This window comes from uncultured Metabacillus sp., from assembly GCF_947503125.1.
GTDB lineage: Bacteria > Bacillota > Bacilli > Bacillales > Bacillaceae > Metabacillus.
Genome location: NZ_CANNCR010000004.1, coordinates 94,639 through 112,188 on the forward strand (window position 1 = coordinate 94,639; position 17,550 = coordinate 112,188).

Here is a 17,550-nt window from a genome sequence, read left to right on the forward strand (position 1 = left end):
ACAAACAATTAAATAAGCAAATCCAGGCCATAAAGACCTGGAGATCACCTGTTACCTATTTTAACGTGCTTCGTCTATCGCATCCATAATTTCTTTGAATTCGCTTCCATATTGCTCAACTACAGGCTTAACCGCTTCTTTCCATGGCGAAAGATCGTCAACTTCAGTAATGGTTACACCTGCATCACGCAATTTTTGTTCCGATTCCTTCTCCCATTTATCCCAAGCTTCTCTTTGTGTTTTTACAGAATCAAGAGCAGCTTGTTTTATAATTTTTTGGTCTTCTTCTGATAACTTATCCCATGCAGCTTTACTTATTAAGAGAACCTCTGGCGTTCGTTGATGTGTATCCAAAATCATATGCTTTGCAGGCTGGTAATGATTTGAGGACACAAAACTCGGATAATTATTTTCCGCACCATCAATTACTCCTGTCTCAAGTGCACTAAATACCTCCCCATACGGCATCGGAGTTGCACTAGCACCTAGAGCTGATACAAGGTCTATATTCACTTTACTTTGCTGCACGCGAATTTTCTGTCCTTTCATATCTTCTAAACTTTTAATTGGTTTGGTAAAATAAAAGCTTCGTGCACCAGAACTATAATAGGCAAGACCTTTCATTCTGGAATCTTCAAGATTATCCAACATTTGATTCCCTGTTTCTCCTTCGAGGAAATTCCAGAGATGTTCATCAGAATCAAAAACATAAGGCAGACCAAGCACAGAGAATTCCTTATTAAATTCAGCCAAAGGACTTGCATTTACTCGGGTAAATTCAATGGCCCCTAATTGGACCTGTTCAATAACCGCTTTTTCTTCCCCTAATTGTGCAGATGGAAACACCTCAATTTTGATTCTGCCATCTGTTCGTTCATTTACTAGCTCAGCAAATTTCATATCCCCGATAACAGTTGGATAGTCAGGTGGATGTGTGTCCGCCAATCGAAAGGTATATGTTGCTTTGTTTCCTGTTTCAGCATTCCCTCCTGCAGATGAACCTGATTGACTTGAACATCCAGCTAAAATTGAACTTGCAAGAAATAGACTTGCCATAACGCCCCAGACAAATTTTTTCTTCATCATACACACCCCTTATAATAGTTTGATTGTTTTTTATTGCGTGGTCAAATCCTTATTTAGCCAAGAAATTCGGCAACCACATCACAACCTCTGGAATATACGTGATAATTAACAATACAACTAACATCGCATAGAAAAATGGCAACATCGCTTTTGTTCCACTTTGAATCGATACTTTACCAATGGCACATCCGACAAATAGGACGGTTCCAACCGGCGGTGTTAAAAGTCCTAATCCAGCATTGAGGATAAGAATAATTCCAAAATGAATAGGATCCATCCCAAAGCTTGTCACAACAGGAAGCAGGATTGGTGTCATGATTAAAATCATCGGTGCCATATCCATTGGTGCCCCGAGCAATAAAAGTAAAATATTTATGATTAATAGAATGATAAGTGGATTATCAGAAATAGTCAGAAACAGTTCCGTTACCATTCCAGGGATTTGCAAATAAGCTAATATCCAGCCAAATGCTGCTGACGCAGAGATGAGAAAGAACACCATTGATACGGTTCGCATGGTTCTTTTTAAAATCGTCCAAATTCTAGTTATTTTCACTTCACGATAAACAACAAAAGCCAAAATGAAAGAATACAAGCATGCTAGAGCTCCAGATTCTGTTGCGGTAAACCAGCCTGAAATAATGCCGCCTAAAATAATGAACGCAGGTGTAAGTGAGAGAATCCCATGAAAAATGATGCCTGCGCGTTTCTCTTTTGGAACAGGCTCTCCTTTTTGATAACCCCGTTTTCTTGCAATGATATAGCCTGTAATGAGTAGGGAGGCTAATAGAATCAGTCCAGGTACTATGCCGGCCATAAACAAGCTTGCGATTGAAATGCCTCCTGCGGCAAGAGAATATAAAACGAGATTATGACTTGGAGGTACAACAACACCTTGAATCGCAGAAGATATGGTAACACCAACAGAATAATCTGCATCATAGCCTTGTTTCTTCATCATCGGAATCATGACCGAGCCAACAGAAGAAGCGTCTGCAACCGCAGAGCCCGAAATATTCCCAAAAAACATACATGCTACACTATTAACCATTGCGAGACCGCCTCTTACCCTGCCGACACATAGGTTTGCAAAGTTAACCAGCCTGAGCGCCAGTCCCCCTTCACTCATAATATGGCCCGTTAAAATAAAGAACGGAATAGCCAATAAGGAAAATGAATTAACCCCTTGAAACATTTGTTGTCCTACAACAGGAAGAGGGACATCTAAATAGAGAATCGTTAAAAGCGATGAAGCAATAAGTGTCAGAGCAATCGGAAAACGCAAGAGCACTAATCCAACAAAGCTGGCAATCAGAATCGTAATGGCCATGTAATCAGTCGGCATGTTCATTTCCCTCCTCTATATTATGATGCCTTTTCGTATTAATAGAAAAAAATTGTAATAATGAGTATGCACAGATCATGATACCGGTAATCGGCATGATGAGATACTGGATACCTGTAGGGAGTTTTGTTGCAGGCAAAGTGGATTTTAACATAAGGATAGTAAAATCCCAGCCTTGAACAAGTAGAAATAACCCAAATGCAAAAATACTCGCATGTATAACTTTATCGAGAATCGTATTTACTCTCTTTGAAAAAAAGTTTGTAATAGCATCAATCCCTAAATGTATATTTTCGCGAAAACCAATCGCAATAGCCATAAAGGCAAACCAACTCAACAATAGCAAGGTAACTTCTTCAGACCAGAAAAAAACAAAATTTAAGAATTTTCTTGTCATTACCTGGGTGGTTACAATGATAACTAATCCAAGTAGTGACAAAAGGGCAATATTTTCAAAGAGTGAATCAATGATCAGCCCCGTCTTTTTAATAAAATTCATAAGCATCCTCCTCTTGGAAAGCGTTTTCAATAACCTAATTTTACGAATGAATCGAATTTTATTGAATGTGTTTTCTTTAGGAGAATTTGTGTTTTTTTTAGGTGGTATTTTCATTCCCTACGATTAACCTGTTTTTCTTCAAAAAAGAAAACATACAAAAACAGACCCTAATCGGGTCTGTATGTATGGTTTCTATCGGTTTTATATTTTTTGAACGTTCGCAGCTTGAGGCCCTCTGTTACCTTGCTCAATATCAAATGTAACCTCTTGACCTTCATCTAAGCTTTTGTAACCTTCTCCTTGAATTGAAGAGAAATGAACGAATACATCATCTCCACCCTCAACCTCGATAAATCCAAAACCTTTTTCAGAATTAAACCATTTTACTCTTCCTTGTGCCATTAACAATTTCCTCCTAAATCAATCAAAACACGTTTGATCATCATTTCGCTATATAGTATTACCTTATTGAAAAATATTAAACCAAAATTATTAACTTTTTTTATAAATCCTTTTTTCATGGGGAGTAAAACCTTCTTTGATCACTATTTCGCCCTCTTTGTAAATAAAACATTGCTGCTTATCTGAAAATAATAAACAGGACATTTTCACTAAAATCTGATCTATGTTAAAATTTACATAAAAATAAAGAAAATTTGGAGAAGAAAATGACAAACTATAAGATTTTATTTCTTGACATTGATGGAACGATTTTAAGACCTGATGACACAATCGAAGAATCAACGAAGAAAGCAGTTGCGGAGGTAAAGCAAAAAGGTGTAGATGTATTTCTTGCTACCGGAAGACCTTTGCATGAAATTGCTCATATTGCTGAAGAATTAAAGATTGAATCCTTTATTGGCTATAACGGTGCATACGCAATTCATAAAGGTGAGGATATTTTTAAGTCGCCAATGAAAGCTGAAACGGTTAGAAGCTTTGTAGAAATTGCAAAATACAATGGCCATGAACTGGTTTTATACACACATGAGAAGAATATTTTCTCAGATTTAGAAAGCTCTGTCGTAAAGGATTTTATTCATTCTTTCCATTTGCAAAACAATGAAGGTTACTCAGTAGATGTGATCCATTCTATACTTGGGATTACGCTGATTAATTTAAGTGAAAACGAGCCTGCTTTATATGAAAAGGATGATCCTTCCATTCATTTATCACAGGTAAATGTTGATGGGCTTCGCCATTGCTATGATGTAATCAGAGATAATGTTAATAAGGGTATTGCGGTTCAACATATTCTTGAACTCCTTGATATTCCTAAAGAATCTGCCATCGCTTTTGGAGATGGAATGAATGACAAGGAAATGTTAAGCGTTGTTGGAGAGGGCTTTGCAATGGGAAATGCGCACCCTGATCTTTTCCAATATGCTAAACATAAAACAACAAAAGTAACGGATTCAGGTATATTCAACGGATTGAAATCACTAGGGCTTATTGATTAGCATATCGGTAAAATGTAAATAAGAGCTAAGCAATTTACGGGCTTAATCATCGTGCAATTCAAATTGGAATTTGCACTTTTTTTATTTATTATTCCTCCCCTGTATATCTTTTCCTAGGTCACCCATACTAATAAAATGAAAAATTAGACTGCAAGGTCATAGCATTCACTTTTCTATTTATAGGGTGATCAAATGGATGTAACAAAAATAAGCGCTCTCCAGTTATTTTATGTCATCGTTAGTTTTCAAATAGGGAATACATTAGTTTATGGCTTAGGCGGAGGAGCAAAGCAAGACGCTTGGTTGGTCATCGTATTGGCCACATTATGCGGAATTATTTGGATGTTTGTCTATACAAAATTATCATCCTATTATCCAAATGATACCCTGTTACAGATGATCCCAAAAATAATTGGAAAGTTTTTATCCTATCCAATTATTTTGATTTACATCGTGTATTTTACCTATCTAGCTTCAAGAGCTTGCCGGGATTTCGCCGAACTTATCGCTGCAACAATTTTAGTTGAAACTCCGCTCATCTTTGTGATTGGAAGTTTTATGGTCTTAATGATTTATTGTTTGCGGGGTGGAGTTGAAACATTTGGCAGAATGGGAGAAGCAGTTTTTCCGATTTATACTTTTTCCATGTTTGTTATTTGGATTCTTTTATTTACTGTTAAGCCATTTACTTTTAATAACTTAATACCTATATTAGGGAATGGCATACAACCTATTTTAAAAGAGGTATTTCCAACTGTCTTAACATTCCCGTTTGGTGAAGCAGTGATTATCATGATGTTCTTTCCATTTTTAAATAACAAGCGTTATGTAAAACGGGTAGGAATGGCCGTCATCCTCACTACTGGTTTACTGATGACACTGGATTTAATTATTGTGCTATCGGTTTTAGGTCCAGAAATATATAGCAGAGATTTTTTCCCGCTACTTACCGCAACACGTATGGTTTCCATCGCGGATTTTCTGGAACGATTTGATGCATTGGTTATCTTAATGATGGTAGCTGGAGTATTTTTTAAGGTAGGGGGTTGGACATTCGGAGCTGCAATTGGAATTGCACATCTATTTAAATTAAAACAAACCAAATCAGTCTTCCTCGGCTTGGGACTGATTATTACGCCTTGGTCTGTTGTAAATTCACCAAATCAAGTTACCTATAATAAATTCGGCTTGGAATTCATCACATTATATGCACATATACCTTTGCAAATCGTATTCCCGATGTTCTTGCTTTGTATTGCGTTTGTTCGTAAAAAGGTTAGGACTATAAGAGGGGGGATTTAAATTTTATCCCTCCTCCTTTTTCATTTCAAGTTAGTTTTTCTAAGTATAAAGGTTGAACTGCTCATTTTTATTGAGCAACTAACGTCACGACTGATCTAGGAGGGATTTTAACTGCTTTTTTAGCAGGGACTAGATTCTTTTCCTCTAAATCAGCGTTTTCTGATGTAATAAATGGTTTAAATTGAATCGCTTGCTTTTTCCCTGGAAGATTGTCTACATTAACTTGCACAGATTTTTCTTCATTACTATAATTGACAAACACTACCGATAATTGATCATCCTCTTCATGATAATAAGCAGATCCCATTAGTTCCTCTTGATCATTCGCCCCTTGTAAATCAACCCGGTAGGCGCCAGGTCTAACAAAGCGACTGTAGTTTCCTAATGTCCAGAGTAATTTTGACTCAATGATCGTCTCTTTATCACCAGGATTAATATAATCCGTATAAATCAAACCATCCTTATAATCATATCTTGACAAGGCCAACCACCATTGCCAGGCTGAAGCTTGAGTTTCTACCATATCAAAGTGAATTAATCTGGCAACATCAAGGGCTGTCTTCATTGTCAAATCTCGTCCAGGTCCATTGCTTCCCAAAATACAATATTCAGACATCCAAAATTTCACATCTTGTCCATATTGATTTAAATTTTCACGTACATATTTTCTTAAAGGAACAAGACGGTTTGCACCTGAAAAATGATCTGACCAATATGCATGTGCACTAATCTTGTTTCCAATGATTTCATTCATTACAGGATCCCCTAATAATTCTTTGATGTATTCACGATATTTTCCAGGGTAACTGCCATTGGCATTGCCACTGTTATATACACTGTTATTGCCGGTAAATTTTGCATACATTTCATCATCTAGCAAAGATGTATACTCTACCGCTTCAGTAGTGTCAATTTCTGTATCAAGTCCTCTATTCTTAAGTTCCTTATGCAAAGCTAAGATCACTTTTTTAATATCTTCAATGTTATACCGATTCCCTTCTTGTCCCGCATAATCCCAGCTCCATGTTGGTTCATTAATAGGACTAATATATTGGAAAGGTAATTTTTCTTCTTCAAAATGCTCTAATACATCTGCTAAAAATACAGCAAAATCATCGATAGAATCTTCTTTTAAATTTGTGCTCCCTACAGAAGGATCAGGCTGACCATGTCCATTTTTTGTCATCCATACAGGCGGACTGTTGACAAACGCAATAAATTCTTCGACACCACGTTCCTTTGCTGCTTTTAGAAACCATTGCTGTCCAGCTTGATTGGACCAATCATATGGTTTATTTTCACCTGATTTAAAACTCTCGGTTCTTCTCCATGGATCTGTAATAATTTCCTTGTCTGTTTCTTCACTTCCAGCACCAATATTAAAACGCCACATAGATAAGCCAATTCCTTTTTCTTTTGAAAATAAGAGGTCGGCAACCTTTTTCTTATTTTCCTCTGACCATTCAGACCCTATTTTATCAAAGGACCAAGCACCAGATGCTCCGAATCCATCAATTTCTTGATACTTATTTTCTACATCAATATTGATTTCCTGAGTATTTTCATCTTTTTTCGTAGACATATTGTTTTCCTTTGCTTTAATATCTGTTGGAACAAATGTTAACATAAGTAAGAATATCGATAATTTACAGAACCAAGAAACTACCTTTTTATTTTGAAACATCTTCTACCTCCATTACTTGATGGCACTATAATAATCTCCTATACATCTCACGAATGATTGGATACTTTTTCTTTTTCCTACACTTATGAAATTCGGACACAATAACTAGTGCTTGGATAATTCATTACCTTGTACGATAGGCATCACCTCCTTTATAGATAATGGACCATCCCCTTTGCAGAATGTTTATTTATCCATGCAGATCAACTCTAGGTTTAATAACCTTAAAGCGATCTTCCGTTTCCTCTACATCATAAATTTTTGCTCGAGATTCAGGTGTACTGAATGGATGGTGCAAAATAAGTCTCCAGGCACCGGCATTATGCCTCACCAACCTTTATGACGACAGATGAACTTTCTAAATCAACTGAAGATGTCTTTATTATAATGGTCCCAGGTTGATCAGCAGCCCTTACATAAATTAATAGCTTCCCGTTATAAGCCTTTCTGCAGGTTGCTTTATAGTCCTGATGGCTAGCAGGGTTACTGCATTCCATTCCAATAATTTCACCAGGTCCCTCAATCTCGCAATCTATTAGATTATTTGCGTCATAGACGAGGTTATTATCCACGTCAAGAATATTTACTTCTACGTGTGCAACATCCTGTTTGTCTGCTTTAAGGGTTGTTGTATCCGAATGCAGCTGTATTTTTGCAGGTTCACCCGCTGTCTTTAATTCATGCGTACAACAAACGGTTTCATTCCTTTTACCGACCGCCTTTAACGTACCCTTAGAGTATGGAATATCCCAATAGATTGTTCCACCTGGGAAATTTTCTCGTTTTTTGATACCGAAAGATTTACCGTTTAACATTAAGTCCACTTCAGGGCAATTTGTACAACAAGCTACCCTTACTGTTTCTCCTTCATTTCCTTTCCAATCGCAGACAACTTCATGATCCCAATAAATATGATCAGGATGTTCTTCCTTAAGAGAAGTTAAACCTATATGGACCATATCTTTATCAGACCAATGACTTTGTTTAAAAAAGTATAAAGGCTTTTTAAATCCAGCAAGATCAAGCATTCCAGGTGTTGCATGACGAATAGGCCAACCACGGGCTTCTCCCAAATAGTCAATCCCAGTCCAGATAAATTGACCTGATATAAAGTGATTTTGTTCTACTGCCATCCATGCATCGTGATGCCTTCCATTTTCACTTCCGTAAATCACTCTATTTGGGTATTTTTCATGGTCTTTTAGATAACGATACTCTTGATAGTTATAACCAACCACGTCAAGAGCATCTGGAAAATCCGTTTCATTTGACATGATGACACTTGCTAAAGCTGCTGTAACAGGTCGGGTTGGATCATATTGCTTTACAACCTTTGCCAGCCTTTTTGCAATATCCCCCATTCCCTTTGCTTCAGGTTTGTCAACATTGTAACGATCTTTTAATACTGGATGTGAATAAGGATCATTTGGATAATCAATTTCATTGCCAATACTCCAGAAAACGATCGACGGATGGTTTCGGTCTCTTAAAATCATATCCCTCAAATCAACCTCTGCCCACTCAATAAAGTCGGAAGCATATCCATCCAGTGATGGTTCGCCGATATTCCATCCCTCAACCCACTTGTTCTTAGGATGTTCCCACTCATCAAATGCTTCTTCTTGGACTAAAAATCCATAAAAATCGCACATATCAAGTAACTCTGGTGCAGGAGGGTTATGGCTCATTCGAATCGCATTTACACCAGCTTCTTTTAATCGTTGCAGACGTCTATGCCAGACCTTTTCAGGAACAGCTGCTCCAAGACACCCTGCGTCATGATGGATACATACACCCTTCAATTGCAAATTCTTCCCATTAAGGAAAAATCCCGACTCCGCATCGAAATGAAAAGATCGAACACCAAGCGGAGTAGTCTCGGCATCTATCACTTCACCATCTTTTATTACTTTCGTTTCCACCCTGTATAAATACGGATTTTCTGGTGCCCAAAGATTTGGCTGTACTAGAAATATAGAATGAGAAAAATCTTGCTCACCATATGCTGGAATTGTCTCCACAGAAGAACAAGCTGCTATTTCTTTTCCGACTGCATCTATAATCTGATGTCTAATTTGGCATGTAGTTTCGTTTTGATTTTCATTTTTAACACTGGTTTGAATTTGGATTTCTGCTTCTGATGTTGAGATGTTCGGAGTTGTCACAAATATTCCATACGGCTTGATATACATTTGATCAGTCAAGTGGATAAATACATTTCGGTAAATACCAGATCCAGGATACCAACGGGAATCAGCAAAATCGGAGTGATCTACTTTTACCGCAATAACATTTTCTTGTGATTCGAAGTTAACATATGGGGTTAAATCATAATGAAATGAACTGTATCCATAAGGTCTTTTACCAAGAAATTGTTCATTAATCCAGACTTCACTATTTTTATAAATTCCATCAAATTGAATAAAGATTTTCTTTCCCTTTAAGCTTTCAGGTACTTTAAATTTCTTTCGATACCAGCCAATTCCACCTGGCAAATATCCTGTTGAACTTGCATATTCCTTTTTAAAGGGTCCTTCAATACTCCAATCATGCGGCAAGTCCAATGTTCGCCAATCTGAATCATCAAATTGGTTTTTAAATGCGTCAGAATTATCACCTTTGAAAAATTTCCAATCAAAGTTAAACGTTCTCCTCTTAACAGCCAGATCCCATTCTTGTGTCAGTACATTTTTCATATTCACATACACCCCTTATTTATTCATGAAACGATGGTCATATAATGTAGTGATAGAAAGAGGGCTATCAAGCATGTATGATAGCCCTCTTTCCCATACCTTTAACCTCAAATTAATTACCTTCTACAAGCTTTTTATATTCATCCATTTGTTTTTGGATTTCTTTTAAAACCTTTTCATAACCTGCTGCTTCTAATCTCTTACGGAAATCTTCAACAGCTTTTTCCGGATCTCCAGCTTTTCCGAATGCAATCGCAGGTACCATTTGTGCAGTCACTTGCGAAAGAGCAGCAACTTCAGCTTCTACAGGTGTACTATCAAAAACAAATCGGCCATATGGGAACGGCTTCTTAATTTTATCGTACTCTGCGTAAATCTCAGTAATTCCTTTCCATTTGTCAGCACTCGGGATTTCGAACTTGTCAACACGGCCACCCCAGAAGTTTGAAGAGAATGAATGTTTTGTTTCATCATAACCTTCAGGACGAACACGTTTGCCGTCAACAATTTCATATTGTACGCCTTCAATACCATAGTTGAATAATTTGTAAATTTCTTCATCGTTTCGAATTAAATCGTATACCATGAGGGCACGCTCAGGGTTTTTACTATGAGCTCCTACAGCTGTAGCACCGTGAGTAACGGACATTGCAGTTAAGTTGTCACGTGTATCAGACCAAGCAAACATATCAATTTCTGATCCTGGTTGTTTCATGTCCATTTGCACACGCAAGCCTGAGAATGTTTCTGTATGATGCTGGTCAGCACCAGTTTTTCCTGCTTGAAATAAAGCCCTGGTGTCACCTTTATAGTTCAATACGTCAGAACGCCAGTAGCCTTTATCTGCCCAATCCTTCATAAGCTTAGCATAGTCGACAAAAAGGTCTTCGAACACTGGGCTCATAACTGTATACGGATCATCATGAGATTTACCCCAATAAATTGGAAATACTCCAGTAGCGATTGGAAGTTCAATTGCATCTGAATAAGATTGTGTATATCCCCATGCTGTCGTAACGTTTGTTCCTGGTGTATCCCAAGGAATAACGCCTGGTTTATTATCAACAATGCCTTGAAAGTATTTACCCATTGTTTCAAAATCTTCAATAGGCTCAGTAATTCCAAATTCTTTTGCCCAATCTGTGCGATAGAAAAAGCCGTGGTTAACCCATTGAGTAAAAGAGTCCTCAGGAATCATGACAATTTTGCCATCATATTTTGTTTGCTCCCAATTCTCATCAGAAACTTCTTCCCATGTTTTAGGTGCATATGTTGGCAATAGATCTGTAATATCCTTGAATGCGCCCTTTTGTGCATTTCCCCATGCATCTAACCAGTCAGTTGCAGTGATGATTAAATCAACTGGTTCACCAGAAGCTAGAGTTAAATTATACTTTGTCATATAGTCCGCCCATTCGATCCACTTTATTTCAAGATGAGCGTTAACTTTTTCTTTTAATTTCGCATTTACTTGTTCCATTACTTTTTCTAACTGTCCATTTGTCGGTTTATCTCCCAACGCCAGCATCGTAATGGTTACAAATTCAGATGTATCAATTTCCCCATTTTCGTTTACCTTTGTACTTGGCTCTGATTTTTCTGAACTTGTTTGGCTGGATCCATTACAAGCTACAAGACTAAAGGTCAACAGCATGACCATGAATAGAACTAAGACCTTTCTCATCTTCAACATTTCATTTCCTCCCCTTTATCTTTTTTCATTCTAATACTCTATGAAACAAGGAAGATTCCTTAATCATATTCCATTACCCCTTAACTGCACCAATTGTAATCCCTTGAATAAAGTACCGTTGTACAAACGGGTAAAATAGGATAACCGGTCCAGTAGCCACAATTGCTGTTGCCATTTTCATGGTTTCCAATGGTATTTCTTGTGGTGCTACGTTGGAAGCTGCCGCAGAGTTCCTTATGAAATCGGCACTCGTAATCACGTTATAAAGAAACAACTGCAAAGGCCTATATTCCATATTAGGTGAAAGGAAAAGCATCGCATTATACCATTCATTCCAATACCCCAAGGCAATGAAAAGTCCGATTGTCGCCAAAGCTGGAGTAGACATTGGCAGAATTAATCTTAAGAAGATTGTGAAATCACCGGCACCATCCATCTTTGCTGATTCCGTAATTTCATGCGGAATCGACTTTGTAAACGCCTTCATCATAATGATTAGAAACGGACTCAATAATCCTGGCAGCAGTACTGCTAAATAATTATCTTTAAGGTGCAGATACTGAGTGACTAAGAGATAAAACGGTACAAGTCCACCTGAAAAAAGGGTTGTAAAGTAGATATAAAAGGATATTTTGTTACGATACAAGAAATCCGAGCGTTGCAAAGCATAACCTGTCATCGCGATTATAAACAAACCTACTGCTGTCCCGACAAGTGTAATGACCATCGTTACGGCATATGACCCAATGATCAGTCTTGGATTTCGAAAAACAATTTCATATGCAAATGTCGAAAATTCCTTCGGCCATAAAGCAAATCCGCTTTCCATAATTGCCTTTTCAGACGAAAAGGATGATGATACGATCAAAATAAAGGGAAAAAGACAACATAGAGCAAAAAGACCAATAAAACCATATCCAATAATTCGAACCATAATGGTAGAAAAATCTATATTTCGTCTTGCTGTACTTTCCATAAATACATCCCTCCTTTAAAACAATGAGTTTTCTGGTGAAACCTTTTTTACAATCCAGTTAGCAATAATGACGATAAGGAAGCCAAAAATGGATTGATATAAGCTTACAGCACTTCCTAATGAAAAATTAAAATTCGTCATCAATGTTCGGAATACGTAGGTCTCAATGATATCTGTGGTTGGATAAAGCATTGTATTATTAGCACCAACTAAGTTATAAAACAAACCGAAATTTCCTTTTAATACTCCCCCTAAAGAGAATAGTAATAAAATGATAAAGGTTGGTTTAAGCCAAGGAATAATGATATATCTAATACGCTGGAAAGCATTTGCCCCATCGATTTCTGCTGCTTCTAATATGGATTTATCAAGACCCATGATTGCAGCAAAATAAACGATCGATCCATAACCTGTGGATTGCCATAGGAAAGTAATGACAATGATATAAGGCCAAATCGCCGGGTTCGAATAAGTTTGTACTGGATCTAAGCCGACCATTTTCAAAAATGAGTTAAGTACACCATAATCGTAACTAAGTATGTTATAAGCTAAAAGTCCAACTAGAACTGCGGAAATAAAGTGCGGAAGAAACATAATGGTTTGTGAAATCTTTTTGAACCATTTACTTGTCAGTTCGTTAAGCATGATGGCTACAGCTATTTGCAGGAAATTCCCCAAAACAATGAAAGCTAAATTATAAGCAATCGTATTAAAGGTTAACTTCCACAGATCACCTGTCATAATCAAAAAGCGAAAATTATCAAGTCCAACGAAAGCGCTATCAAATATACCAAGGGAATAATCATAGTTTACAAATGCAAGATAAAGCCCCGGCATTGGCAAATACGCAAAGATAGCAAAGAAAATAATCGCAGGCAAACACATAAGAAGAAGGGTTCGGTTCTTCCACATTCTTTTAAATGCAGACTCTTTCGTTTGTTTTTTAACGATAGATGTCTGTGATTGAACAGTGACGGTTTTCATATAAATCCCCCCTAAACAACATAATCTTCAAGCAGAAAGCAGCAACCGACTTTACAAAATACAGTGATGAGGTGATCTTGCAGATTACTAATCTATTGCCATGCTCCATACATATAAAAAGTCTTTACCAAACTAAGACTTTTTAATTTGTAAAGATAGATGGTTTAGACTAATATAAGCTAGCAAGGAAATGAAATGGGTTTCAAAAATTCACTTACCAAACATTTATCTTATATTATTAAGCCTTATTCAAAAAATCTATGAAACGGGTTTCATAAAATTAAATAAACTGAATTATGTTAAACAACTAATCAAAAGATCCCTTAATTCGAAAGCGGTTACCATATCTTCATTATATTCGGGCTTTTATGAAAAGTAAATACTAATATTCCAAAAATTACGTTTATTTTAAAAATTCGTACTGTTCGAAAAATAATTGGTATCATATCTTGAACTGAAACAATCGCAAAAATAGCGGTTCCCTTGGAAAAAATATATAATCCAAGGAAACACACCATCTAGACATGATGCTATATATCCTTCCTATTAACTCCCTTTAGCTTAAAGGCATATGTGTAACACTGATTCGCAAAAAGCGTGAATTCAGGATGTGTTTTTTGTCCCCAGCTATCATCTCCACCTACACCCATTTGTTTATAATTAATCCGTACTACCGTTTTAGTGCTTTCCGGTAATTTATAGACATGATCATGTTCTTCAAGCTCGAATGGGGTATAAGGTAACGCATTCACCTCAACTGTAGGGCATCCGGATATCTTTAATCCTACCCCTTCATGATTGGAAAGTAATGCCCATCTTACATCTGTTTTATTGCCGCATTCTTGAGGTCTTAAGTATGGCACGTATTGATCTATTACTTTACCACTATATAATCCAATTTTTGCACCTTTCTTTTTATCCCAATAATTTTCATAAGGTCCTTTTCCATACCAAGTGATGGTGTCAAACGCTCCATCTAATGTTGTCATCATTCCAACCTCAGGTATCTCTGGAAGGTCCTTCCCAGGTTTTAGCTCATAATCTACTGTTATTTCGCCATCACCCGTTATGGTATAAATAATTTTGCAAGATGATTTTGTTGTAGGCAAACGGTATTCGGTTGTAACAACAGTTGTCGAACTACTTTTCGTATCAACTAAAAACGATGTAAGAATTTTATCCATTCCCGCTTCTCTCCATACGGAGCTACGGTCATGCAATTTATTCCCACGGTCATTATCTGTCATCGCACGCCAAAAATTTAGACCTAATTCATTTTCAAGTAGAGGAACACCATTGAAACTATATGACTTCAGAGCTCCATTGTTTTTATTAAATACAATATTAAAGCCGGAACCAATTATCGTTACATCATTTTCTTCTCGTAATACTTTTGTTTCAGGTAAATTGACAGTAGTACTTTCTAATGTTGCATTTACAGTAGGAATCACAAATTGTTCAAAAGCAACTTCATGACCCTTTTGAGCCCAAATTGTATTACTTTTTAACTGCAGGCTCACAGTTAAAATAAATTCATCTGATTGTTTACAGCGTTCAGGAAGAGAGTAACCTAATTTAATTGTTTTCGTGGAGCATGGTTCTACCTCAATCTCTGAAGTTCCCCTTTGGATTAATACACCATTTTCTTCAAGCTGCCAAACTAATTCGAACTCTTGCAAGTCTGTAAACAGATAGTTATTTACCAAATCAACTTGGCCCTCTGCGATATTATTCGCTGTAAAACGAACATTCTGATAGCACTTTTTCACCTCGATAATCTTTGGGGAAATCGAACCATCTGCAAAAATGAGACCATTCCCTGAAAAATTTCCATCATGAGGGGATTCGCCAAAGTCCCCGCCATAAGCTAGGTAAGGTGCACCATCCTTCGTCTTTGTTTCTAAAGCTTGATCCTTCCAGTCCCAAATAAATCCACCCTGAATAATAGGGTATTTTTCAAATAAATCGGTATACTTAAAAAGATTGCCGCAAGAATTTCCCATCGCATGGCTATACTCGCATAGAATATACGGTTTCGCCTTTTCCGCGTTCTTAGCTTCTTCAGCATATTTCTTTACCTCATCAGGATTTATATACATAGTGCTTTCGATATCTGAAGCTGCTTCTGATTTTCGGTAATGGAAAATGCCTTCATAGTGAATAATTCTCGTAGGGTCATTCTTCTTTAAAAAATCGTGCATTTTTAGAAAATTATCCCCGCCAAACGATTCATTTCCAAGCGACCAAATAATAATCGAAGGATGGTTTTTATCTCGTTGAAACATTGAATTACATCGATCAAGAACGTTTTCCTGCCATTCAACCTTGCTTCCTGGTACTGTATCGCCTTCATCTTTTTGCCCATACTTCCATGTCCCGTGAGTTTCAAGATTTGTTTCATCAATGACATATAAACCATATTGATCACATAATTCGTACCACAACGGATGATTCGGATAATGAGATGTACGGACGGCATTAATATTATGTTGTTTCATTAGTTTAATATCATGAATCATATCATCATAATCAATTGCTCTTCCTTTATCTGATGCAAACTCGTGACGATTTACACCTTTGAAGACAATTCGTCTGCCATTGATTTTCATGAGGCCGTCTTTTATTTCAAATGTTCTGAATCCAACCTTACAGCTTTCAGTTTCTTTGATGATTCCGCTTTCATTTTTCAAAATGAAAACAAGTGTATATAGATATGGTGTTTCTGCACTCCATTTAAAAGGATTTTCTATTTTGGTTGAAGCATAGATCGAAATAAGGGATTGATTCTTCATGTCCACCCTTATTTGGAGTGATTCCTTTAAAACAGGATTCTTTTTTTGGTCATAGAGCATTGCTTCAATTGAATAACCATTAACTTCTTGTTCAAAGACATTTTTAATTTTTGCTTCGATTTTTAATGTCGCATCCTTATAATCTTGATCCAGCTCCGTAGTCACAAAGAAATCATTAATGTGAACCTCAGGAGTTGAATACAAATAGACATCTCGAAAAATTCCGCTCATCCGCCAAAAATCCTGGTCCTCTAACCAGCTCGCATCACACCAACGATAGACCTCTACTGCTAGCTTGTTCTCTCCATCAATTAAGTATGGTGTTAAATCAAACTCTGCTGGAGTAAACGTATCTTCACTATATCCAACAAATTCTCCATTCACCCACATATAAAATGCTGACTCTACTCCTTGAAAGCTAATATAAATCGGCTGTCCATTCCAATCCTCTGGAATCGTAAAGTTCCGAATATACTGCCCAACAGGATTATAGTTAATTGGTGCAAAAGGCGGCTTGATATCTTCTTTTCCTTCCCAAGGATATCTTAGGTTTGTATATTGAGGATAATCATAACCTTGCAATTGCCAGTGTGAAGGCACTTTGATTTCATCCCACTCACTGGCATCATAATCCAGCTTATAAAAAGCTTGATTTCTTATTTCAGGATTTTCATAAAATGCGAATTTCCAGCTTCCATTTAACGACTGATAGAAATCAGATGAAGTTCGGTCACCTTTTAATGCCTCCTCAACTGTCTTGTATGGCATTAATGTCGCATGAGCATCCAATCGATTTAACTGAAAAATCTCAGGGTTATTATTCCACTCTGGATATCCATTTTCGGGTGGAGTGTACCTATATTTCTTCAGCTGTTTGAGCATAAAAATACCTCTTTTCCATAAATTGAACTAATTATGAAACCCGTTTCATAAAAATTAACGAAAAACAATTGTACATTCATCTTTAATAGATCCTATTCCCAAACAATGAAACCCCTTTCATTTTTATGGTACTCCATTTTTTTGAAAGAGG

12 protein-coding genes are annotated in these 17,550 nt (G+C 36.9%); 2 read left to right on the plus strand and 10 right to left on the minus strand.

Annotation, left to right across the window (positions count from 1 at the left end):
- Positions 1 to 60 precede the first annotated feature (60 nt).
- From Q1B07_RS04960 to Q1B07_RS04975, 4 genes are all read right to left on the minus strand, one after another.
- Entirely contained in the window at positions 61 to 1,086 is a 1,026-nt protein-coding gene (locus tag Q1B07_RS04960) for a TRAP transporter substrate-binding protein (RefSeq protein ID WP_299832063.1), read from the minus strand.
- 49 nt (positions 1,087 to 1,135) lie between these two features.
- Positions 1,136 to 2,431, minus strand: coding sequence for a TRAP transporter large permease (locus Q1B07_RS04965; protein WP_299089008.1), 1,296 nt, complete (start codon positions 2,429 to 2,431; stop codon positions 1,136 to 1,138).
- A complete protein-coding gene (locus Q1B07_RS04970; protein ID WP_299089006.1) occupies positions 2,421 to 2,930 on the minus strand; it encodes a TRAP transporter small permease in 510 nt (169 codons plus the stop codon). The genes Q1B07_RS04965 and Q1B07_RS04970 overlap by 11 nt, the downstream gene beginning before the upstream one ends.
- A gap of 201 nt (positions 2,931 to 3,131) precedes the next feature.
- Complete coding sequence (locus Q1B07_RS04975; RefSeq protein WP_046510818.1) at positions 3,132 to 3,332, minus strand: cold-shock protein; 201 nt, start codon at positions 3,330 to 3,332, stop codon at positions 3,132 to 3,134.
- Positions 3,333 to 3,598: 266 nt separating this feature from the next.
- Between Q1B07_RS04975 and Q1B07_RS04980 the strand changes: the two genes are divergently transcribed.
- Both Q1B07_RS04980 and Q1B07_RS04985 read left to right on the plus strand, forming a co-directional pair.
- Positions 3,599 to 4,390 (plus strand): HAD family hydrolase, encoded by a 792-nt coding sequence (locus Q1B07_RS04980; protein WP_299089001.1) that lies wholly within the window; start codon positions 3,599 to 3,601, stop codon positions 4,388 to 4,390.
- 192 nt (positions 4,391 to 4,582) lie between these two features.
- Positions 4,583 to 5,692 carry a GerAB/ArcD/ProY family transporter gene (locus tag Q1B07_RS04985; protein ID WP_299088999.1) on the plus strand — a complete coding sequence of 370 codons (1,110 nt, stop codon included), beginning with the start codon at positions 4,583 to 4,585 and terminating at the stop codon, positions 5,690 to 5,692.
- Positions 5,693 to 5,759: 67 nt separating this feature from the next.
- Here the strand turns inward: Q1B07_RS04985 and Q1B07_RS04990 are convergent, their stop codons facing one another.
- From Q1B07_RS04990 to Q1B07_RS05015, 6 genes are all read right to left on the minus strand, one after another.
- A complete protein-coding gene (locus Q1B07_RS04990; RefSeq protein WP_299088997.1) occupies positions 5,760 to 7,376 on the minus strand; it encodes a glycoside hydrolase in 1,617 nt (538 codons plus the stop codon).
- A 320-nt stretch (positions 7,377 to 7,696) separates the two neighbouring features.
- Positions 7,697 to 10,072, minus strand: coding sequence for a glycoside hydrolase family 2 TIM barrel-domain containing protein (locus tag Q1B07_RS04995; RefSeq protein WP_299088996.1), 2,376 nt, complete (start codon positions 10,070 to 10,072; stop codon positions 7,697 to 7,699).
- Between the two features lie 112 nt (positions 10,073 to 10,184).
- A complete protein-coding gene (locus Q1B07_RS05000; protein WP_299088994.1) occupies positions 10,185 to 11,765 on the minus strand; it encodes an extracellular solute-binding protein in 1,581 nt (526 codons plus the stop codon).
- Between the two features lie 73 nt (positions 11,766 to 11,838).
- Positions 11,839 to 12,741, minus strand: coding sequence for a carbohydrate ABC transporter permease (locus Q1B07_RS05005; RefSeq protein WP_299088992.1), 903 nt, complete (start codon positions 12,739 to 12,741; stop codon positions 11,839 to 11,841).
- Between the two features lie 15 nt (positions 12,742 to 12,756).
- A complete protein-coding gene (locus Q1B07_RS05010; protein WP_299089706.1) occupies positions 12,757 to 13,725 on the minus strand; it encodes a sugar ABC transporter permease in 969 nt (322 codons plus the stop codon).
- Positions 13,726 to 14,255: 530 nt separating this feature from the next.
- Complete coding sequence (locus Q1B07_RS05015; protein ID WP_299089705.1) at positions 14,256 to 17,399, minus strand: glycoside hydrolase family 2 TIM barrel-domain containing protein; 3,144 nt, start codon at positions 17,397 to 17,399, stop codon at positions 14,256 to 14,258.
- Positions 17,400 to 17,550 lie beyond the last annotated feature (151 nt).